This window comes from Desulfoluna spongiiphila (assembly GCF_900101345.1).
GTDB lineage: Bacteria > Desulfobacterota > Desulfobacteria > Desulfobacterales > Desulfolunaceae > Desulfoluna > Desulfoluna spongiiphila.
Map to the genome: position 1 here is coordinate 679,338 of NZ_FMUX01000001.1, position 21,060 is coordinate 700,397.

At 58.1% G+C, this 21,060-nt stretch carries 17 protein-coding genes, 1 tRNA gene and 1 riboswitch; of the genes, 11 read left to right on the forward strand and 7 right to left on the reverse strand.

All coding sequences use genetic code 11. The annotated features are described in order from the left end of the window. The first annotated feature begins 5 nt into the window (after positions 1-5). From BLQ12_RS02895 to BLQ12_RS02915, 5 genes are read left to right on the forward strand one after another with little or no spacing between them, the layout of a single operon-like run. On the forward strand, positions 6-1,445 hold the full coding sequence (locus BLQ12_RS02895; protein ID WP_092208013.1) for a DUF3131 domain-containing protein: 1,440 nt from the start codon (positions 6-8) through the stop codon (positions 1,443-1,445). After that, entirely contained in the window at positions 1,409-3,484 is a 2,076-nt protein-coding gene (locus BLQ12_RS28145; RefSeq protein ID WP_302846760.1) for a DUF3131 domain-containing protein, read from the forward strand. Before BLQ12_RS02895 ends, BLQ12_RS28145 begins: the two co-directional genes overlap by 37 nt. Next, positions 3,481-4,317, forward strand: coding sequence for an oxygen-binding di-iron domain-containing protein (locus BLQ12_RS02905; protein ID WP_092208017.1), 837 nt, complete (start codon positions 3,481-3,483; stop codon positions 4,315-4,317). Before BLQ12_RS28145 ends, BLQ12_RS02905 begins: the two co-directional genes overlap by 4 nt. Continuing rightward, a complete protein-coding gene (locus tag BLQ12_RS02910) occupies positions 4,314-5,288 on the forward strand; it encodes a PP2C family protein-serine/threonine phosphatase (protein WP_092208019.1) in 975 nt (324 codons plus the stop codon). The genes BLQ12_RS02905 and BLQ12_RS02910 overlap by 4 nt, the downstream gene beginning before the upstream one ends. Further along, positions 5,281-6,243 carry a hypothetical protein gene (locus BLQ12_RS02915; RefSeq protein WP_139163806.1) on the forward strand — a complete coding sequence of 321 codons (963 nt, stop codon included), beginning with the start codon at positions 5,281-5,283 and terminating at the stop codon, positions 6,241-6,243. The genes BLQ12_RS02910 and BLQ12_RS02915 overlap by 8 nt, the downstream gene beginning before the upstream one ends. A 300-nt stretch (positions 6,244-6,543) precedes the next feature. On the opposite strand, the gene BLQ12_RS02920 is transcribed toward BLQ12_RS02915, so the two are convergent. Further along, positions 6,544-7,212: a hypothetical protein gene (locus BLQ12_RS02920; RefSeq protein ID WP_092208023.1), complete on the reverse strand. Its 669-nt coding sequence runs from the start codon at positions 7,210-7,212 to the stop codon at positions 6,544-6,546. Between the two features lie 400 nt (positions 7,213-7,612). Continuing rightward, a riboswitch (FMN riboswitch) is annotated at positions 7,613-7,766 on the forward strand. A 212-nt stretch (positions 7,767-7,978) separates the two neighbouring features. On the opposite strand from BLQ12_RS02920, the gene ribB reads away from it, so the two are divergent. Both ribB and BLQ12_RS02930 read left to right on the forward strand, forming a co-directional pair. Next, a complete protein-coding gene (ribB, locus tag BLQ12_RS02925; protein ID WP_092208025.1) occupies positions 7,979-8,635 on the forward strand; it encodes a 3,4-dihydroxy-2-butanone-4-phosphate synthase in 657 nt (218 codons plus the stop codon). Positions 8,636-8,877: 242 nt separating this feature from the next. Next, on the forward strand, positions 8,878-10,314 hold the full coding sequence (locus tag BLQ12_RS02930) for a tetratricopeptide repeat protein (protein WP_092208027.1): 1,437 nt from the start codon (positions 8,878-8,880) through the stop codon (positions 10,312-10,314). 72 nt (positions 10,315-10,386) lie between these two features. Here BLQ12_RS02930 and BLQ12_RS02935 read toward each other — a convergent pair whose 3' ends face one another. After that, the gene (locus BLQ12_RS02935; RefSeq protein ID WP_175469457.1) at positions 10,387-11,865 is read right to left on the reverse strand and encodes a rhomboid family intramembrane serine protease; all 1,479 of its coding nucleotides are present in this window, start codon (positions 11,863-11,865) and stop codon (positions 10,387-10,389) included. A 431-nt stretch (positions 11,866-12,296) separates the two neighbouring features. Further along, positions 12,297-12,372, reverse strand: a tRNA-Thr gene (locus BLQ12_RS02940). Between the two features lie 317 nt (positions 12,373-12,689). Between BLQ12_RS02940 and rnhA the strand changes: the two genes are divergently transcribed. Further along, positions 12,690-13,397: a ribonuclease HI gene (gene rnhA / locus BLQ12_RS02945; RefSeq protein WP_092208031.1), complete on the forward strand. Its 708-nt coding sequence runs from the start codon at positions 12,690-12,692 to the stop codon at positions 13,395-13,397. 192 nt (positions 13,398-13,589) lie between these two features. Here the strand turns inward: rnhA and BLQ12_RS02950 are convergent, their stop codons facing one another. After that, entirely contained in the window at positions 13,590-14,420 is an 831-nt protein-coding gene (locus BLQ12_RS02950; protein WP_217640222.1) for an alpha/beta hydrolase, read from the reverse strand. Positions 14,421-14,819: 399 nt separating this feature from the next. On the opposite strand from BLQ12_RS02950, the gene BLQ12_RS02955 reads away from it, so the two are divergent. After that, entirely contained in the window at positions 14,820-15,326 is a 507-nt protein-coding gene (locus BLQ12_RS02955; RefSeq protein WP_092208033.1) for a hypothetical protein, read from the forward strand. A gap of 287 nt (positions 15,327-15,613) precedes the next feature. Here the strand turns inward: BLQ12_RS02955 and BLQ12_RS02960 are convergent, their stop codons facing one another. Beyond that, the gene (locus tag BLQ12_RS02960; protein ID WP_139163807.1) at positions 15,614-16,576 is read right to left on the reverse strand and encodes an HNH endonuclease; all 963 of its coding nucleotides are present in this window, start codon (positions 16,574-16,576) and stop codon (positions 15,614-15,616) included. 355 nt (positions 16,577-16,931) lie between these two features. Between BLQ12_RS02960 and BLQ12_RS02965 the strand changes: the two genes are divergently transcribed. Next, positions 16,932-17,726, forward strand: coding sequence for an HNH endonuclease (locus BLQ12_RS02965; protein WP_092208037.1), 795 nt, complete (start codon positions 16,932-16,934; stop codon positions 17,724-17,726). Positions 17,727-17,920: 194 nt separating this feature from the next. Here the strand turns inward: BLQ12_RS02965 and BLQ12_RS02970 are convergent, their stop codons facing one another. Next, the gene (locus BLQ12_RS02970; protein ID WP_092208039.1) at positions 17,921-18,622 is read right to left on the reverse strand and encodes a hypothetical protein; all 702 of its coding nucleotides are present in this window, start codon (positions 18,620-18,622) and stop codon (positions 17,921-17,923) included. Between the two features lie 843 nt (positions 18,623-19,465). Between BLQ12_RS02970 and BLQ12_RS02975 the strand changes: the two genes are divergently transcribed. Then, positions 19,466-19,792, forward strand: a complete 327-nt coding sequence (locus tag BLQ12_RS02975; protein ID WP_092208041.1) for a hypothetical protein — start codon at positions 19,466-19,468, stop codon at positions 19,790-19,792. A gap of 73 nt (positions 19,793-19,865) precedes the next feature. On the opposite strand, the gene BLQ12_RS02980 is transcribed toward BLQ12_RS02975, so the two are convergent. Next, positions 19,866-20,981, reverse strand: coding sequence for an acyltransferase family protein (locus BLQ12_RS02980; protein ID WP_092208043.1), 1,116 nt, complete (start codon positions 20,979-20,981; stop codon positions 19,866-19,868). Between the last annotated feature and the right edge of the window lie 79 nt (positions 20,982-21,060).

The following is a 21,060-nucleotide window of genomic DNA, read 5'->3' on the forward strand; positions in this document are numbered from 1 at the left end:
ACCCCATGGCTCCAAAGCCCCTGACCGGACCGCTCCTTTTCAGCCTCCTTGTGCTCCTGCTCGCACCGGGTGCCATGACGGGCTGCGGGGTCATCGTCCGGGGGGTGGACAAGGGAGTGACGGCAACGTCAAATTCGCCCTTGTTCCACCAGGGACGCCACGGAGAGCTCACAGAGCAGGAGAAGACCTGGGCAGAGATCGCCTGGCGGTACTTTGAAAACAACCACAACCCCAAAACAGGACTCGTCAACTCCGTGGACCGCTACCCCGCCACCACCATGTGGCACACAGCGGACTACCTGGGGGCCATGGTGTCGGCCCGGGAGCTTGACATCATCACACCGTGTGAGTTCGACGAACGGCTCAGCCGCCTCGTTCACTTTTTCAACACCATGCCCCTCAGCTTCGGGGAGCTCCCCAACAAGGTGTACAACACCCAGACCGGGGCCATGGTGGACTACACCAACCAACCGGGGGAGATCGGGTGGTCGGCCATGGACCTGGGAAGGCTCCTCTCCTGGCTCTACATCGTCAAATGCCGCTACCCCATCTACTCGGAGTACATCGACAAAGCGGTGCTCCGCTGGACCTTCTGCCGGGTGGTGGACAACTGCGGGACCCTTTTCGGGGGGCTCAAGGTGCACAACGCCATCGAAACCTTTCAGGAAGGACGCCTGGGCTACGAAGAGTATGCTGCCAGGGGCTATCAGCTCTGGGGGTTCTCCACGGACCAGGCCTCCCGCATCGAGCCTTATGAAAAGGCCACCCTGTACGGCATCGAGTTCCCCTACGACAGCCGGGACGTCCGGGAAACCGGGACCTACGCCCCGGTGCTGAGCATGGGGTACCTCCTGGACGGCCTGGAGTTCAACTGGGACCGCACGGACCAGAGGCAGGGATGGGACAGCGTCCACAGCGACTCCGAGATGGCGGACATTGCCGACGCCATCTACCGGGTCCAGGAGGCACGGTTCGAAAACGACCATGTCTTCACCGCACGAACCGACCACCAGGTGGCAGGGCCCCCCTATTTTGTCTACGACGCCATCTATGCTGCCGGGTACCCGTGGAACGTCATCTCGGACAGCGGCACCTACCACAAAGACCAGGCCCTGGTCTCCACCCGGGCCGCCTTCGCCATGTGGGGCCTCTGGGAGACACCTTACACCGACCGGCTCATGGAGCTGCTCCACTGCCTCAACAACCCGGAGAAAGGCTGGTACGAAGGCCGCATGGAAAACACGGGGAGCCACATGAAACTCATCACCTCCGGCACCAACGCCGCGGTGCTGGAGACCCTGCACTACAAGGCCGAGGGCAAGCTCTCGGCCTGCGTCGATCCCAACACCGAGTTTCCAAGGCCCTATTATGACCTGAACGTGGAAAACCCCTTCAACGAGGAGGGCAAATGCCTGCCCCTGGAGCGAAAAGCATGCGTCCCGTAAACAGCCCCAGCCCCCACGGAGCGCCCCGTCGGAATAGAAAATCCGACAGGAGATACCTGCGCCCGTGGGCCCTTGCGCTGTGTCTGCTCCTGTGGGCCGGGCATGCCTCCTCCGGCCCCCTGTCCGATCCGGCCCCGTATGAAGACGGGTTCCGCCATGCCAAAGAGGGTGCCTGGGAGCGGGCCGCCCAGACCTGGGTGGCAGACGGAGAGACGATCCTCAAGCAATCCAGAGGAGAAGGGTCCCTTCGCAAAGCCGCCTGTTTCAACCTGTGCGCCACCATCGCCTTTGAACGGGCCGACAACGCCAGGGCCTACGTTACCTGGTCCGCTGCGGTGCGCTATTTCCTGGAGGGCAACACCTCCTGGGAGGCCGAGCAGGAAGCCCTGCGCCTGGAGGCCCATACCATCGACACCCGGCTGAAGGCAGGCCTCACGGGCAGCCTCCCCCTGTCCGGAAACGATCCCCAGCAGCGCCTCCTTGAGATGGTGGAGACCCTGGGCCTTTTGACCTACAACGGCCCGCCGGGGGGACTCCGGGTACGGGAGGTCGTGGATGAAGAGCCGGAGATCCACGTCACCCGAAACTACTTTCCCAGGCCCCCGTCACTGGCCGTTCAGGAGGCCCAGGCTCCGGCCCAGAGAAAAGGGGCCCGGCACAGCGGGCTGCCCGCCGACGTTGAGGCGGCCCCCCAGAATGCCGGCCTTCCCGGCAAGGGAATGGTTCCCACCCTCCAGGTAAAACCGGTTCAGGCAAGCCCTCCGCCGCCTCCCCCTCCCCCCGTCATGGAGGAGCCCCTTGCCGCCCCCACCGCCGGTGACATCCCCGGGGCCACCGCAAAAACCGCCGTGCCCACGGCCGCGCCCATGCCCCTCACCACCCGGGGCAACATCCGGGAAACCGGTACGTTCACCGCCGAAGACGTGGAAATATCACGCACGGCCTGGCGCTATTTCGTAGAAAATTACCAGACCAACACCGGCCTGGTGAACTCGGTCCACAACTACCCCTACGCCACCCTCTGGGACCTTGGGAGCAACCTGGCCGCTTACGCCTGCGCCATGAAGCTCAACCTCATCTCCCCCACCGAGGGGAAAAAGAAGATCACCCGGTTCCTGGAGACCCTCCAGGTGATGGAGCTCTACAACCACGAACTCCCCAACCGGGAGTACCTCACAAAGACCGGGGAGATGACGGACCTCAGCAGCAGGCCCAGCAGCGTCGGCAGCGGGTGGTCGGCCCTGGACATCGGGCGGCTCCTCATCTGGCTCAAAATCACCGCTGCCTGGTACCCGGATTTTGCCCCCCTGGTGGACAAGGTGGTGGATCGCTGGACCTTTGACCGACTGGTTCAGTACCGGGAGCTCAACGGCGTTCTTTTTAACGGAGAAAAAGAGTGGCTCAGGCAGGAAGGTCGCCTGGGTTACGAGCAGTACGCGGCCTCCGGGGTTGCCCTCTTCGGCCAGGATGTGCGCCAGGCCCTGGATTACAAGGAGACGGACTCGGTCACCATTTTGCAGCGGGAGGTTCTCTTCGACACCCGGAACAATGCTTTTTTCACCAGCGACCCCTTTGTCATGACCGCCATGGAGCTGGGCCACATCAACGGCACCTTCACGGACCTCACCCGCGACGTCTACGACATCCAGCGAAGGCGATGGCTGAAGAGCGAAGAGGTGACGGCGGTGAACGAAGACGCCGTGAGCAAGGATCCCTGGTTTGTCTACACCAACCTCTATTACGAGGGCACCCCCTGGGCCTGCGTCACCCACGACGGCACCCCGGCAGACGCCTTCTTCTCCCTCTCCACCAAGGCGGCGCTTGGCTGGAGCGCCCTGTTCGACGACGCCTACGCAACAGCCCTTCGCCAGGCCGTCATCGGCTTGAAACACCCCCGTTACGGTTTCTATGCAGGGGTCTACCCCGACGGAACCATCAACACCTCCCGAAATATCAACACCAACGCCGTCATTTTGGAGGCGATGCTCTACCTGAAGCGAGGAGCCACCCCATTTTTAACCGAAGGAGTCTTACCATGATCAACACCCTCAACCTCAACCTCAACTACGACGACCCCATCAAGATTGCCGAAGATATTTACTGGGTGGGTTTTTACGATGAGGAGACCGGGCTCCACTGCAACCCCTACCTCATCGTGGACGGTGACGAAGCCGTGGTCATCGACGGGGGAAGTCGCCCCGATTTTCCCACGGTCATGACAAAGATCCTTAAAACCGGCACCGACCCCTCGTCCATCCGGGGGCTCATCTACCACCACTACGACCCGGATCTCTGCGGCAGCGTCTCCGATTACGAGGACATCATCGAACGGGATGACCTGCGCATCATGTCCGCCCTGGAGAACAACTTCTTCATCCGCCACTACGGGCCCTCGGCAAGCCTTGTGGACATCGCGGAGTTCAACGACCGATTCACCTTCAAATCCGGGCGCGTCCTGGAATTCATCCGCACCCCTTATGCCCACAGCGCCGGCAGCTTCATCACCTTCGACGAATTGAGCGGCGTGGCCTTCACCAGCGATCTCTTCGGCAGTTACGGGCGGCAATGGGACCTCTTCATCGGCATCGATGACGCCTGCAGGACCTGTGAAAAACTTGATGCGTGCCCCCAGAGCAGGACCTACTGCCCCATCGTGGACATCCTCACCTTCCACCAGATGATCATGCCCTCGGGCAAGGCCCTGCGCCACGCCATACAGCAGATCCTGAAGACACCGGCAGGCATGGTGGCCCCCCAGCACGGCAGCGTCATCCCCGTGGAACAGGATTTCCGGGCCATCGGAGCCAGGCTTATGGATCTGAAAGGGGTGGGGATCGACAGGATCATCACAGACGAAGGAGACGCCAGATGAATATTGAAGAGCTGGGCTTTCCGGAACTCAAAGGATTTAAGCTGAAACGTGACATGGCCTACAACGTTTACAAGGCGGCCGTGCGCTACCGTACGGAGAAAAAGGACCACGACCTGAACAACCGGGTACTTAAAACCATCATTCTGCACTTCTCCCAGTCCCAGCGACAGCTCGCCGCCCTCAACCGGAAGCTCCTGGCCTCCCAGCACGAGCTGGAAAATGACCTGAAGGCAGCGGCCGGAATCCAGGAAAGCCTCCTCCCCCAGTCCGCACCCAACGTCAAGGAGCTCAAATTTTCCTGGAAGTTTTTCCCCTGCCAGAGCATCGGCGGAGACATCTTCAACATCTTTCGTCTGGACGAGGACCACATGGGGCTCTACATCCTGGACGTCAGCGGGCACGGGGTCCCTTCGGCCCTGGTGACCGTCTCCGTGTCCCAGCGTCTCAACGCCCAGAGCGGGATGCTGGTCAAGAAAAAGCAGGACGATCCGCCCCGCTACAGCCTCACCTCCCCCTCCGAGGTCCTCCAGGCCCTGGACGAAGAGTACCCCATGGAGCGCTTCGACAAGTACTTCACGGCGGTCTACCTCATCATCAACTTCAAGACGGGCCACGTGACCTACAGCAACGCCGCCCATCCGGCCCCCATCCTGCTCCACCCGGACGGCCCTCCGACCCTTCTCACCGAAGGGGGGACCATCGTGGGCATGGGGGGTATCATCCCCTTTGAAGAGGAGACCATCAGGATCCGCCCCGGCAACAAGCTCATCCTCTACACCGACGGCATGACCGAATCCCGAAACCTCCTGGGAGAATTCTACGGGGACCTGCGCCTTCAGCAGACCCTGGACGCCCACAAAGACCTTCCCATCGATGAGCTGCTCACCCGGACCCACGAAGACATGATGAACTTCGGGGAGGATGAGCCGTTGGGCGACGACGTCACCATGCTGGGAGTTGAGTTTGTGTAGCCTGTTTTCCCGATGGGCAATGGGGGCCATGGTCCTTCTCAGTCTCCTGCTGACCCACGCCCCCTGCCGGGGAGAAACGGCCCAGGAGATCTACCACGCTGCCTTGAGTTCCTTTTCCATGCCCTTAAGCGACCTCATGGAAAAAGAGCACGATTCGGAGTGGAACAACCTCTTTTCCGGGTTCAGCGGCAGCCTCGCCTTCAATTACCCCCTGGCGGACACCGTGGAGGAGTCCCGGGGCCCGGACGGCACCCAGACCGAAACAGGATTTCGAAAGGCCACGGTGTCGGCCACCTTCAAGTACAACCCCATCAGCTACTGGTTTGCCTCGGTCACCTTCAACGGGTACCTGAATTTTGACGAAAGCAACCCCTGGTGCCCGGACTGCCGCGCCCCCTGGGACCCGGATTTTTCATACGCCTTCGGCTACGACGACTGGCACCCCTACACCTTCAGCCTCACCTACGCCAACTACGGCGGCAACCGCATCAACCCGGACAAAGAAAAAGGGGAGAAGGTCACCGACTTTTCAAGCGGCACCTACTCCCTTGGCTGGAAATTCCCCGTCCCCCGCAGCATCGAAGAGCTCTTTATCGTCCACCCCACCGGCGGGCTCGGGGGCGGCATCAACTACAACCTCACCCCCACCTACTCGGATCTGGCCTCCGGCGAAGAGAAAAGCTGGAAACAGAGCCTCTCCCTTACCCTCAAATACACCATCTACAAGTGGTGGTACGCCACCATCACCTGCTATTACTACCCCCGCCCCGACCAGCAGCAACCCTGGGACCCCGATTACACCTACGGGTTCGGCTACTTTGACTGGCACCCCGGCACCGTCTCCATCCAGTACAACAACTACTCGGGCAACCGGTACCCCTGGAACGAATCCCCCGAGGACACCGGCAGCTTCAAGGACGGAAGCATCTCCGTCCTCTGGTCCTGGGTGTGGTAAGAGAAAAACCCAAAAGCATGCCTTCTATGGTTAAAGTGGGCAGGGAGAACCGCCTCCGGCGGCCAGAGGATGATCCCCTGGACCCCAGGTTGCGAAAGCCCTCCCCCTTCGTTCCTCAGGGTGAGGGCTTCCGCGAAGGTTTCTGTTAAATTGAGCAAAACCTGTTTGTCAAACTTTTCAAAAGTTTGGCCCCCGGCAGGGCCGCCGGAGGCATCATTAAAGAAGGCAAAAACAGGCAGGCCGCCCCGGGCCAAAGGCGTGATCCAAGGCAGGGTTGTGTCCCCGGGGCGGCTGTTCCCCTTACATCATGGTCTCTTTTTTCGAATTCCCCGAGCGGCTTCCCTTGCCCGCCATCACCGTGCGCTCCCGAAGCACGATAAAGTACGCCAAAAGTGCCACCTTCTTCTCCCACTCCATCTCCTGATCCACCACCGAAAGCACCAGGTCCGCCATTTCCGCGGCGTTCTTGGAGACCCCGGAGGCGATGCGGATCCTGGACACCCCTTCGGAGAGTTCTTTCAACAGCTCCTGGTACAGCTCATTGGAGAGCTGGGTTTTGAACTCCGGCACCACGGCGTAGGGGATCACGTTGGAGGAGAGGATCCCGGCCAGGCAGAAGACCTGCTCGTCCTTGTCCTCACGGCCCTCCAGCAGCCTCCGGACCTCTTCGGCGGCCATGTCGGGCTCCATGCGGTTGGAGATGATGCAGGTCAAGGTGGCGTCCACCATGGTCCCCACCTTGTCGGTGAGCTCCTTGATCCGCTCCTGGGACAGTCCGCCTCCATTGATGGGATCGCCGGTCTTGTAGGCGGGAAGCCGATACCGGGTCATGAGATCCTTCAAGGCCTCCTGCTGGTCTTCTTTTTCAAGGACGGACCAGAAGTCCAGAAAGGCATCGGCATGGTGCACAAGGCTTTCGGCCTTTCCACCGATAAGTTTGCTCAAGGTCTCCTGCATGTCGTGGTTCATGGTTGTCCTCCAATTCATCCCGTCCAAGGGGATCGTAAGGTAAGTTCGGATAAGGGTCCGGGGTCATGGCCCCGAAAGTCTGGGACGGACCCGTGGCGCATCGGGTCCGGACGTCTGCCAAACGCATCAGGTTCAAAGCGGGCACAAGGCCCGGGATGGGCATGTAAGGGGGAAGAAGAGACGTGTCACACGCATGGATCGCAGGAGCATCGCCCGAAAGGGCTGGACGCAGGTGTCGGAGGGAACGGAGAGCAAGGCGGCACACCGCCCCGGCAGATGGAAAAGGATTCTTTTTTCAATGGGATATACGTAACAAGTATATATTTTTTCAACGGATTTGGCAACCTGCGCATCAGAATACCCATTGACAAAGGGGGCGATGAGGCGTTTAATAGCCTCACCTTATTCTCAGGGCGGGGTGAAATTCCCCACCGGCGGTAAGCCTCTACGGCAAGCCCGCGAGCGCTCTTTTCGGTAAATAACCGAAAATGAGGTCAGCAGATCCGGTGTGATTCCGGAGCCGACGGTTAAAGTCCGGATGGAAGAGGATAGGTTGTCCCATACGGGGCATGCATGCGCGCCTTTTTCGCGATGCATCCCCTGTTTCGTGATGCCTCTCAACGCGTGCGGCAAAGGATGGTCCTTTCGCCCACACCCCTTCCGTTAGCCCTGATTCTGGAAATCCTCGACCCTAATGCGTGGCTTCTGTGTCTGATCGCATGTGTGCCCTTAGGAGTCGGGTTAAACATCATTTGGAGGTTTTTCCATGAATCAGAATCTTCTCGAACAATTCGGCAACCCCATTGAGCGTGTGGAAAAGGCCCTTGAGGCCCTTCGAAACGGCAACGGCATCCTGGTAGCGGATGACGAAGACCGCGAGAACGAAGGCGACCTGATCTTTTCCGCCGAAACCATCACCGATGCCCAGATGGCGTTGATGATCCGGGAGTGCTCAGGCATTGTCTGTCTCTGCCTTACCCCGGAGATGACCTACCAGCTGGACCTGCCCCAGATGGTCCCGGCCAACAGCTCCCAGTACGGCACCGCCTTTACCCTCACCATCGAAGCCGCCGTAGGGGTCACCACCGGCGTTTCCGCCAAAGACCGCGTCACCACCATCAAAGCGGCCATCGCTGACGGCGCCCATCCCGATGATTTGAACCGACCGGGCCACGTCTTCCCCCTGAAGGCCAGAAAAGGGGGCGTCCTGGAGCGCGGGGGCCACACCGAAGCCACCGTGGACCTCTGCCGCCTGGCCGGTCTCAAGCCCACGGGGGTCCTGTGTGAGCTGACCAAGGAAGACGGCACCATGGCCCGTCTGCCCGACCTGGTGGACTTCGGAAAAAAACACGGGTTCCCGGTTCTCACCGTGGAAGACATTGTCCATTACAGACGAACCGTCGAATCCAGGAATGTCGCCTGATCCGAGCCTTTCGTCCAAGGCTTGCACCATCAGCACCGTCCGTAGATAAGCGATAAAAGGGGCGCTGTCCCTCCTCCCGGCAGCGCCCCTTTCTTCCTGTCCCCTCTACCCCCTCCCCTTCCCCTTGATTTCGAGCAGTGTTTACCCGCCACAAACACCTGTGCTATGACCAATATCAGTTGACGCAATCCAAAAGAACCGATCGCAAACCGGACCATCAACCGACATCCGAGCAAGGGCCCATGACCACCTATTGCCTCCACCACCCCCAGGAACCCGCCCACTGGAGCTGCCCATTTTGCAACGGCGACTTCTGCAACGCCTGTGTAAAGACCAGCACCTATCGCACCTACACCGTGGACCACCAGAGCCACCTCTGCCCGAGATGCAACCGGGAGATGGACTGGGTGGGTGCCCAAAACGCCATCGTGCCCTATTGGGAGAGGCTGCCCCACTTTTTTCTCTACCCTTTGACCCCGCAGATCCTTTTCTTCCTGGGTATCCTGGGCTGCCTTCACCTCTTTTTTCCCGGGGACAGCATCCCAGGGGGTCTGGTCAGCCTGGTGAGCTACGCCCTGATCCTCCGGTACGCCTACCTCACCCTGGTCACCACGAGCCGGGGAGACCTGTCACCGCCCCCCATGGGTGACATTCCCTTAGGCGGCAGCATCATCATCGTCATGAAACAAACCCTGGTGGTCTTTGTCCTGGCTTTTCCCTTCGCGCTGGTCCTCGCCACCCTGGGACAAACCATCGCCTACGCCCTGCTTTTTCTGCTCATCCTCTGCGCTCCGGCCATCATCATCCTGCTGGTCACCTCCAACCGGGTGTTCCATGCCGTCAACCCCAACGCCTTTATCCGGTTGGCGACCCGAATCGGCAAAGGCTACCTGGGCATGTTCGGGCTCCTGGCCATACTATGGGGCGCCCCGGCCCTTCTCGTCAGCCACCTGGTCCCCCATGTCTCCCCCAACACCTTGGGCTTTCTCACCTGCGTCATCAGCGGGTACTACACCCTGGTCTCCTACCACCTCATGGGCTACGTCACCCTCCAGTACCACGAAGCCATCGGGTACCACGTGGAGCAGGAGAATTTCACGGCGGCCCCGAAACCGGTCAAACCCGGCAAGGCGGAACCCGCAGAGGACCCGCACCTCAAAAAGGTCACCTTCCTCCTGCGGGAAGGCCAGCTGGAAGACGCCCTTGCATACCTTGGGGATCTCAAACAAAAGGAGGGGAAGCTGCCCACGCCGGAGCTTTCGGAAAAGTACTTTGCCCTGCTCAAGATGCTGGGCCACACGGAGGATATGGCGGCCCACGGCCACACCCATCTGGCAGAACTCATCGCCCAAGGGAAAAAAGGGGAAGCCCTCACTGCCTATGCCGACTGCATGGAGAGCGATCCTGCCTTTGCCCCGTCCGCCCACATCCTCTACCACATCGGCATGTGGACCAGCGACAGGGTCTCCCCGGAACAGGCCATCGCCATCCTTCAAAAGGCCATCCGCAACCACCCGGATGACCCCCTGATCCCCGCCATCTGGTTCCGGGCCGCCCGCATCTTAAATGACCGCCTCCACCAGCACGACAAGGCGTTCAAACTTCTTCACGGCATCCTCAAAAAATTCCCGGAGCACGAGATCGCCCCCCAGGTCCGGAACTACCTTTCGGTGATGTAAAAAACCAATTTCTACGGTTAAAATGCACAAAAAAAAGCCGCACCGGAGTGCGGCGCTCCATATGCACTTCTACTACGTAGCCAGGTCCCCCATGGTCCGCTGAACCAGAGCGGCTTCGGGAGAATCGGGGAAATGCGACCTGAGCACCGCAAGGATCCGCCTGCAGCCTGCGTCGTTTCCTACTCGTTTAAAGTAGGTGGCGTGGCGGAGAAGGGCCTCGGGAAGGCCCGCAAGGGTGGGGACTTTTCGGGTGAGCATCATGAGGAACCGGTCGGCTTCAGCCTCCCGGCCATGGTCGGGGAAAAACCCGGCAAGGGCGAGGTAAAGGGAGGGGGGAAGCTTCACCGAAGGGGCCCGTTTGACGTAGTCGTCATAGGTGGCGAGCACGGAGTCGGGCTGGCCGCCGTGGCGGAGCATGGCGGTGAGCACCGTCACCGTATCCCGGTGGTAGGAGGGGGCGTTGGGGGTGTTCCGGGCAAGGGTGTAGAGCTGGTCCAGGGCCTTGGGATGCCCGGGTTCCAAAGAGAGCACGGTTTCAAGGGCCTGTTTCGCCCCGGCCACGTCCAGCCGGTCCATGCAGGCCAGGGCCTCGTCCATCAGCAGGGTAACGCGATCCTCCTCCGGCGGCACGTCAAACACATCCTGCACCTGCTGTTTCAGCACCCGGGTGAAGAAAAGACCACAGAGCCCGCCGGACAGGAGCCCTCCGATGTGGGCCATGTAGGCCACATGATCCACCTCTCCGAAAACCAGCTGCCCCACCTCGCTGGCCACCCACACGGGGAACAGAAGCCAGGCATGGGCGCGCACCGTGTTGAAATAGAACCCCAGGGAATAGAAGACCCGGATCCTGCGCCCGGCAAAGAGAAGGGAAAACGCCCCCATGAGCCCGGCGATGGCCCCGGAGGCCCCCACCAGCTGGGAGTTGCTTGAGCTGTACACCAGAACGTAGAGAAGCGCCGAACACACCCCGGTGATGCCGTAGCCAACCCCGTAGGCCAGCCTGCCGATGCCCAGTTCCAGGGCGCACCCCACCAGCCAGAGAAAGATCATGTTGCCCACAAGGTGGGAGAGGCTTCCGTGGAGAAACATATAGGTCACAAACGGGAGCACCCTGGGCTTGTCCGGGATCAGGCCCCACCTTCGGGAGATCATCTTGTCCCGGTCCGCTTCAAAGAGGTCCCGGTCCAGGCGCCACTGCGTGTAGCCGTCCATCCCCGGGGTGATGATCCGGTTGGCGGTGAGCTCCTTCTGGAACCTGTCGTCATCGTGCATGAGGTGGTAGCAGGAGAGAAAAGCCTGGGAATCCGGGTCCACGGCGTTTCTGCACACGATACGCTCCCCTTCATAGGAGCCCAGGTAGTCCCGGTAGGCCGTCACCTCGGTCTCATAGAGGCCCGACTCCACATAGTAGTCCATGGCCGCCAGATAGGTTTTCTGTTCGGCGTCGTTGGAGAGAAAAAAGATCGCACAGTTCACCACGATCAGGGAGATGGTAACCACCGGCAGGTTCTTGAGGTTCAGCTTTCCGGTCAAGGGAACGATGAGCATGGGGTGCCTCCGGGCAACAGCGAAGGTGAACAGGAATATCGCACCGGCAGGGCACAAGAGCCCTGGGATCATGGCATCGGCAGGACCTCACCGCATCCGGCGTACAACAGGCCGCCATGATTTGTTTTCCCAAACCGGCAGAAAAAGCTTACAATGTGATATCGTTCAAAACTTGCCCTGTCAACCGATGCAGCCAATCCCGCACGGGACGCGGCATCACCGCCGGTGCAGCGCGCTGCGCCGGGGCCCGAGCCGTCCGCGTCCAAACGCTCCGGCCACGGCCCCCCTGGTCTGTCGTTTCCCTGCTGTCCCTGTGCCTCTTCCGGTCCCTGCGATCCAAGAGCTGAAAACCCTGAATCTTCGCGTTGCCACCATAAAAAAAGCCCGATGATCCGTTCTCGGGACCAGCGGGCTTTGAAGATGCTGTGTTGTGGAGCCAATGCGCAGATTCGAACTGCGGGCCTGCTCATTACGAGTGAGCTGCTCTGCCAACTGAGCTACATTGGCTCGACGGGCCCAAAATAGGCGAAAACCGGTAAAGCCGTCAAGTAGAATTCCATCACCGGGCAAAACCCGTTGTGCGGAGGGCACAAAACACAGCCCTCAGGGAACCCTTTTTCTGATTCCGCGTTGCGCCTGAAAAACACGCACCATTTTCTGGACATCTGAGTCCAAGGGGGATAAAAGGGAGGGGCGCTCTTCTCGGAGCAACCTTCTTCCTCGGCAGAAATCCCTGCCAGACACAGGCCGTACCGGCCAATGAATTCTAAAAAAACCCACCGTCGCCTGATTCGTTGCGACGAAAGGATGATCACGTGGCATCAATGAAATTTTATGCCGTCGCAGTAGGCCGTGTGCCCGGCATTTACACCAACTGGCCTGACGCTCAGTCCCAGGTTTCGGGATTTGAAGGGGCCATGTATAAAAGCTTCACAACCCGGGAAGAGGCCGAAAGCTGGTGCAAAAAACCCTCCTACAACACCGTGGTGCGCAAGCGGTGCAAGCCCAAGGATGCGCCTGTAAAAAAGACGGCGCCCCCCAAACCCAAAGGCGACGGAAAAACCCTGCACATCTTCAGTGACGGCGGCGCCATCGGCAACCCCGGACCGGGCGGCTACGGCGTGGTGATCGTCGACGGCAAAAACCGCACCGAACTCAAAGGCGGCTACGGGTACACCACCAACAACCGCATGGAGCTCATGGGCTGCATCAAAGCCCTGGAGCATGTCGGGGCCACCAAGCGCCCGCTGATCGTCACCACCGACTCTTCCTATGTGGTCAACGGCATCTCCAAAGGCTGGGCCGAAGGATGGCGCCAGCGCGGATGGAAAAAATCCGACGGCAAACCCGCCGTCAACACCGACCTCTGGGCCAAACTCCTCGACCTCTGCGCCCCCCTTGCCGTCCGCTTCCAGTGGGTAAAGGGCCACGCCGGCCACCCGGAAAACGAGCGCTGCGACGCCCTTGCCAACACCACCGCCAGAAACGGCAAAAATCTGGAGTTGGATGTGGGCTATGTAAAAAACCTGTAACCCGCCCTCACCTTGTCACCTGTGCCGTCCCGGCACGAACCTGCCCGATATTTCCCCATTGTCCATAAAAAAGGCCCGCCGGATATGTATCCCGTGGGCCTTTGGTACGCTCTATCGCTGCAGGGGGCGTCCTGTTTTATCAATCGGACGGACCCGGCGGAGCCCCATGCGACATGCCTGCGTCCCCGGGCCTTACCCGAGGCGGGCCCAGAGCCATCCCGTGATGTCCGCCATCACCTCGTCACGGCCGGTCTCGTTTAAAATCTCATGGTAAAATCCAGGGTACATTTTAAGGGCCTTGTCCGTTGAGGCGATGTGCTCAGCCATGTAGCTTGAGGCCTCGGGGGTGACAATCTGATCGCCTTCACCGTGCAGAATCAGGCAGGGGTACGCATACTCGGAGAGCCTTCCCACCAGCCAGTTGGCCCCGTTGATAAACACCTCCCCCAACAATTTCTGACAGGTCTCCTTGAGGACCAGGGGGTCGTCGTCGTAGGCCTGCACCACGGCCTTGTCCCGGCAGATAAGATCCGACAGGGCGTTGGGGACCTTCACACGGGGCTCCTGATCAAAATCGATCTCCTTGAAGGCCTCAAACAAGGGCAGCAGGGTCACCGCCGCGCCGGAGAGCACTTGGCCTTTCAGCTTGCCCGGGTACTTCACCCCATAACCCGCCGTGATAAATCCGCCCATGCTGTGCCCCAGCATAAACACGGGAAGCCCCGGGTTTTCATCTCTCGCTTTTTCAACGAGAATGTCCGCGTCGTCGATAAACGACTGGAAATCGTCCAGGTAGCCCCGCTCACCCCCGGAACGCCCGTGCCCCTGGTTGTCGAAACGGTAGACCGTGCATTCCGCCTCGTTGAGCTCCCGGGCGACCATGTCGTACCGGCCCAGGTGCTCTGCAAGCCCGTGGACAATGACCACCACGGCCCTGGGGGCGTCAATCCGGTTGATGGCCACAAACAAATCCACACCCGGGGTGCTGGACGGCATCGTTGTTTCGACTGAATCATTTGGCATAAGGCGAACTCCTTGATTTGAGATGGCTGTCACGGCCCCTGACCCCAAGGGCCCGACTCTATCCCTACTCCTTTTTCCTGAAAAGTCAAACGCACCCACACGGACGCATCCGGGAACCGTCCGTACATTTCTCTCTTTTTTCACGACATTGCCCGGGCCTTGCCCAGGTGTTTTTCCTTCTCAAGCCGCCCTGCCTTTTTTCAAAAAAACCCTCGAAGTTGTGCGGTATTTCACACGCCACAGGCCTTGACAGCGCTTCTTTTCCGGCAGGGCAACAACTGCCTTGACACAGCTTCCCTTTCACGGGTATCTGTTCCCTTCCAGGGGCCTTCCACCCCCGGACATGCTGTTGTTTCCCTCGCGTGGCGGGGCTCATTCATAACCAACGTAAGGAAAAATATGTTCCTCCTCAAAACTCTGTTTAAAGTGTTTGTCATCCTGCCCCTTGTTGCCGTGGCAAGCTTCAAGGCCACAGCCATGATCCTCGCCCAGGTATCCTACTCAGCAAGCCAGAACTGGTGGATTCCCATCCTCGTCTCCGTCATCGCCTCCCTTGCCTACCTGATCTGGGACGGCAAACGGGAAAAGGACTGTTTCAGAAAGCACGCCATCTCAATGAACATCATCCCCGAATACGTGGCAAGCTACGGCGAGAACGGCATTGCCATCGACAAAACCAACAGCAAAGTCTTCGCCGGAAGAATCGGCAAAGGCAAAGTCCTTGATTTCCACGACGTCTCAAGCATCGAATGGGAAGACTTTTCCACGGGAAACCACATGAAGTACCTCATCCACCTCAACACCAAAGACTTCGACTTCCCCAGAATCAGCGTCGGGTTTTCAAGCAACAGGTCGGTTCGCGAAGAGGCCTACGCCAAATTGCGGGCGGCGTTGAATATAAATTAAGGGGGAAGGCTAAGGGCTAAGGGCTAAGGGCTAAGGGCTAAGGGCGGGCGTACACCGGCAGGGTCTGTTTGCATACCCTGTTTTTTTCTGTGAGCTCAAAGGCTTCCGGTTGGCTTCCTTGCCCGCGCCCACAGCCCGGCACAAAGAGCCCCCATGGAGCGCCGCACTCCCGTGCGGCATTCATACGCCGGAACGGCCCCAAAATCCCAAAAGCAACTCTCCATTCCCATCACCCCACCGTCTTCTATTACCTATCCCCTATTGCCTATTTACCTGCCTTACCTGTCTCACCTCACAAACACCTCTCTCCGATGCCACGCCAAATTCTCTCCCCCAGGCGTGTACAACGCATGCACCGGCTCCACAATGGGGCGATGCTCAAGGCCGATAAGATGAGCCGCGGAATTTCCCGCCGCCCTCATGTGGCTGGAAACAAGAATTTTGTGGTTCTTGTCAATCCCCAGCATTCCCTCGTCAAAGGCCCAGTGGCAAAGCTTGCACAGGGAAAGTCCATTTGTGAGGTTGTTGTTGCGTGTCTCGGCAAAGGGAACGATGTGGGCCGCATCCACCACGTGGTGCTCTTCCGGCGTCCGAACCCTCACCTTGCAGATGGCGCACCGGTGGTCGTACTCGGGGAGAAGGGCCCCCCGAAACCCACGGTCCCTCACGATGCGCGTAACGGTCACCTCTTTGATCTCATCCGGGGTAAGGGTCCCTTTGTCTAACAGGTAATGTGTGTATTGTGCAGAAAGCCTGTTAACCCTTGACTCCCCTTGGATCTCCGCCCGGATAACCTCGGCAAAGTAATGGGAAATCAGATCCGTTCTCAGAATTTCACGGCTCTCCGCGCCCTGCATCAGCACATAGAGGTTATCATCAAGGCAGGCGTGGCTGTAGCAACTCTGCAGCTTATGAAGGGAATGAATTTTACCAGGCGGAATGGGCTGGGTAATCCCCTGCAGAGGGATTAGAGCCAAAACCCCGTCCGTTTGAAGACGTGGAAAGGGATACGCCATGGTCGATGTTTTCCCGACAGGAAACAGCTTGCGCCAGTAACCGGTAAAGGCATCAACCAGCTCCAGGGAAGGCTCGATGCGATTCTCCGTAATACGCCCGGCTTCCATGAGGTCCATGATGGCAAGAAGGAGGATAGGCTTGTGGGGAGCCTGATGGGTCGTGAGGGCGTCCCAACGTTTGGGGTTTTTGTCGGTGCGGAGTTTGGTGAGTTTATGTTTCCAGTAAGAGAGCATGGGCACCAGGGATGTTATGCACAATAAAAAAGCAAGGCTTCCGATGGCAAGGTGAGCCACCTACAAAGCGGTTTGCCTCCGATGTATCGGACGTGATGGGTAAATCCATGTGTCGTCTGGTTTACTTTACTTGAACCATTGTCGTTGTCAAAGTGTCAGCGCTATTTTTCTTCTGAGGGCTTTTTCTATTCAAAGAAAAGGCCAATCTTTTCTCGCCACTATTTTCTTTTGTAATTCTCTCCAATATCAGGATACAAATATTTATTTCGACCATAGCCGTCTTGCCAGCAAATCAAACGAGCAAGCCAGCCAGCCCATAAAAATTTTTGCAAGTCACCATGGAAAAGGAAGGGCAATGACAACTGTCTCGTCATCCCATCGGAAATCTCAACCCTGGACACGGAATGAACTCATCCTGGCCATCAACCTTTATTGCAAAATCCCCTTCGGGACCATCCACATCCGAAACCCAAAACTCATCGAGTTGGCAACTCTCTTGGGCCGAACGCCGGGCTCCGTCAGTTACAAACTCGCCAACTTTGCCAGCATCGACCCGACCCTTGATCGAAAAGGGGCAGCCCACACAAGCAAGCTGGACCGGGACGTCTGGACAGAGTTTTTCAACAACTGGGAAGAGATGGCCTATGAAAGCGAGTCACAAATGGCCGCCCTTAAAAAGGAGCCATTACACGATGCGGACGGCAATGACATCTATCCGGAAAACCACGTGGGCGATGACGCCCTTCGTCTCGTCAAAACAAGGGTAAACCAACAGTTCTTCCGTCACATGATCCTCTCCACCTACGACAACCGATGCTGCATCACCGGACTATCTGTCCCGGACCTTCTTGTGGCAAGCCACATCGTACCCTGGGCCCAAGACAAAAAAAACAGGCTCAATCCATCCAACGGTCTCTGCCTCAACGCCCTTCACGACAAAGCCTTTGATCGACATCTCATTTCCCTGTCTGACGATTTTAAGGTGATGGTTTCTCCAAGGTTGAAGGAATACCGAGAGGTAACCGACGATGCAGGCTATCGGTTCTTGATGGAATCGGAGGGAAAGGAGATTCGGTTGCCGAGACGATTTCTGCCGGATGTGGGGTTGGTGCGGAGGCATAGGGGGCTGAGTTCAGATCCATACAGATAAATCGCAGAAGGCGATTCTGTTATTTTTGATGGTTGTTCCATCCAAACGGGTGAGACCTCAATTCGCCCGAAGAGAATCGGGGGGTAGGCCGGGTATGCCACGATGCAGGTGTACCCGAGCAACCGATGCGGGAGCCGCACCCTACGCTTTAACGGTTTCTCGGGCAACCTCGGATTTTTAAGATTCGCAACGGTTTACTTTTCGCCGGACATCGGCTTCAGGCTTGAAAGAAGTGCGGTGACCATGCTGTCATCGTCAATGGTCGTCGCCATGACAATGTAGCCCTTCTTGGGAATCTGATCATGAAAAATGACAACCTCCTGCCGGATCTTCCATTCAGGAGTGGTAAACGCCTTTGCATACCCCGTGATCTCCTGGCCTTCATAAATACGTATTTTCTCGGCGTGCTCAAAAAAGACCCCCTTCTCATGCAGAACCCACAGATCCCCTCGTTTAACAGGGGTACCGGCATTGTCTGGGGTCAATGTAAAGAGCTTCTGGTAAAACTCACGCGTGGACTTAAAGGCCGAACAAAAATCAAGGTTACCTGCCCTTGCTTTTTCATTTCTACAGCCCATCATGTCGTCCTCTTCATACCGCAAGATCACCAGCCCATGCTCGGAGCGCACCTGAATCTGGGTGTTGGATTTTCTGTCGAGTTCCCCCATGTATTTTGCAGGAAGGGCTGCGGACAAGCCAAACAAATCCAAAGGAACCCCGGATGCCTTCGAAGTCGGGGTTAATGGCACCACATCCGCAGTGTAATAATATTCCTTGTACGGAAATTGAAACGGATCGTACCTGTAATTTTCAAAGGGGTTTTCCGATGCAAAGGCATAGGATGACATGAGGAGTGCCATGAAAGCGAAAACCATCGAGAGTAGGGATGTCTTCATAAAAGCCTCCTTGCCATTGTCGCCATCCCCACTGGGGTGGTGCGATCACATGTTTTTCATCTTGAGCCGTTTGGCGGCACACACCCCACGGCATCATTCCACATCCTTCAAAATGAGTAACAACTGAATTTTTCAGATAAAAATCTTGACAGGCTAAAATGATGAAATTATGGTGGGAGCTGATAACTAGTTATTATCGATACATGATGCGACCCGACAGGATGCTACCAACATCCTGCCAGGCCTAACCACAACAACCTTCGAGAGAGGTCATCATGGCTAAGCGGTTTTTTACACCACCCCCAGATCCTTTTCAAGACGATTTTTCCTTAATCCCCAGTACGCTACACCCCCTTTACAAACGCTATTGCTGTGCCAAATGGCCCATGCACGCGTGCGTCCCTGATTAACGACCGGGAAGACGCTCCTTCGGATTTCTGCGCGTGCTCCAGCAGCCCTGGTATATAAAGCGATACGCCATTCTCCTCGTCCCGGTTTCACCGGAGGCACGTCTTCCCTTTCCCCTTTTCAGAGCGGGCCTGTGCTCTTTTTGAAGCATGGGTGCGCTCTGAAAAAAATCCTCTGTATGTGAAAAGTGAATAGACAACAGTGCGTAGGACGCGATTGCAGGTGATAGGTCATAGGGGGATAGATAATCGTGTCCCAAACGCTTCCGCTTTTGGCAGGCCGTCGAGGAACGCCACGCTTCGGTTCTGGTGCGTGGAACGCACCCTACGGGCCACGGCGCTTCGGACACCATGGCAACCTGTTTTTTCTATTCACTATTCACTATTCACCTTTCACCCTTTGCCATTCGCCATTCACAAAAATAAGGAGTCCATCATGACGATATCCGAGACCCAACCCATCCCCGGGATTTTCTCGGGGTCGGAGATTGTGGAGTTGTGTGACGCCATCAAGGACATTCACCGGCTTTTGACATCGGTGGGGGCTTTTCTTGTGGAGCTGGACGGGGCCGAGGCTCCGGGTGGGAACGGGCTTCAGGTGGATTTCAAGCGATGGGGCGTGCGGACCATTGCCGAGGATCTGCTGGCCCGGCAGTATGAAAAGATCGATCGGATTGTGGCGATTTACAGGGAGGAACAGGAGAAGATGTCGGAAGGCCGGGGGCCCCGCCGAATGGAGGAGCCCCCGGCCCTGCGGCAATGAACCGGCACCGAGGTGTGGGGGGCCTCGGGTGCCGGGGCACGGCCCTGGTCCGGATATTTCATTGCAGTTGGGTTTAAAAAACCCGGCGCATGGCGGCGCTGCTGCGCATCAGGGACGAGGTTGCCCAGGAGAGGGTAACGGCCAGGGTGAAGGTCAGCGAGAATTTCAGGAAAACAGGCAGCTGAACCTTTGTGAGGCCGTAGGAGACGCCGAACACAAAGAACTGATGCACATAGTAGCTGCCGTAGGAGTTGTCTGAGAAGTGCTTGCGCAGGGGCCCGGTCTGGTTGAAACAGGTTTTGCACAGGGCCAGGAGCCAGATGATGCAGGTGTAGCAGAAGATATTGAACAGTGCGGCGTTGGTGGCTTTGAGAAGCAGGGTGGTGAGCTTCGGCTCCGGAAAGATGAGCTTCATGTACAGATACAGGGCCCCGGAGATCAGTGCGAGAACACCCCAGGGAAGGGCCTTGGGTTCATAGCCGCCCGGGGTGAACCAGCCGCTTTGCTCGCAGTAGATGCCCAGGAGAAAAAAAAGAAACAGGCCGCCGATGCGCACGGGCTGGAACACGAACACGTACCCGGGGTGAATCCAGCTGTCCAGGGGGAAGGCAAGGGAAGCTCCGAGGAAAATAAGGGAAGCAAGGGCCACAAAGCCCACATGGAACAGAGGGCCGGGCGCTTTCTGCTGGCCGGGCTTTTTCACAAGGGAGGGAAAGGCCGACGCCAGGGCCGTGGTCACCAGGACAAACCCCATGAGCACCCCGATAAACCAGTAGTGGGCCTGCTGATAGGCTTTTCCCCAGAAATCATGGGTGAAAAAGTCGAGGTAGGAGACGGGAATCTGGCGCGAAAAGTAGATCATGTAGGCAAGGGGCGGGGCCAGGACAAGCACCCCCACCACCCAGGGCAGGGCGATGCGCATGGATTTGCCCTTAAGGAAGCGCCCGGTGCCGTGCTTTCTGAGGGAGGCAAAGAGAAAATACCCCGAAATATAGAACATGACGGGCATGATAAAGACATCCAGCACGAGGACCACGGCGGTAAAGAAAAGGCTGCGCTCGGGGTCCAGCACATACCACCACTCCGGGGCAAAGGCCATGTAGCAAAGGGATGTATGAAGGGCCACCACCAGGATGATGGTGAGGCTCCTTAAGTTATCCATAAAGTAAAGTCGGTTTGAACTGTCCATGATCACTCCACACGAGGTCTGGGGGATTAACACAAAAAGGGGCGGGAGCCATGCGCAGGCCGGGGAGTTGCGGAGGAAA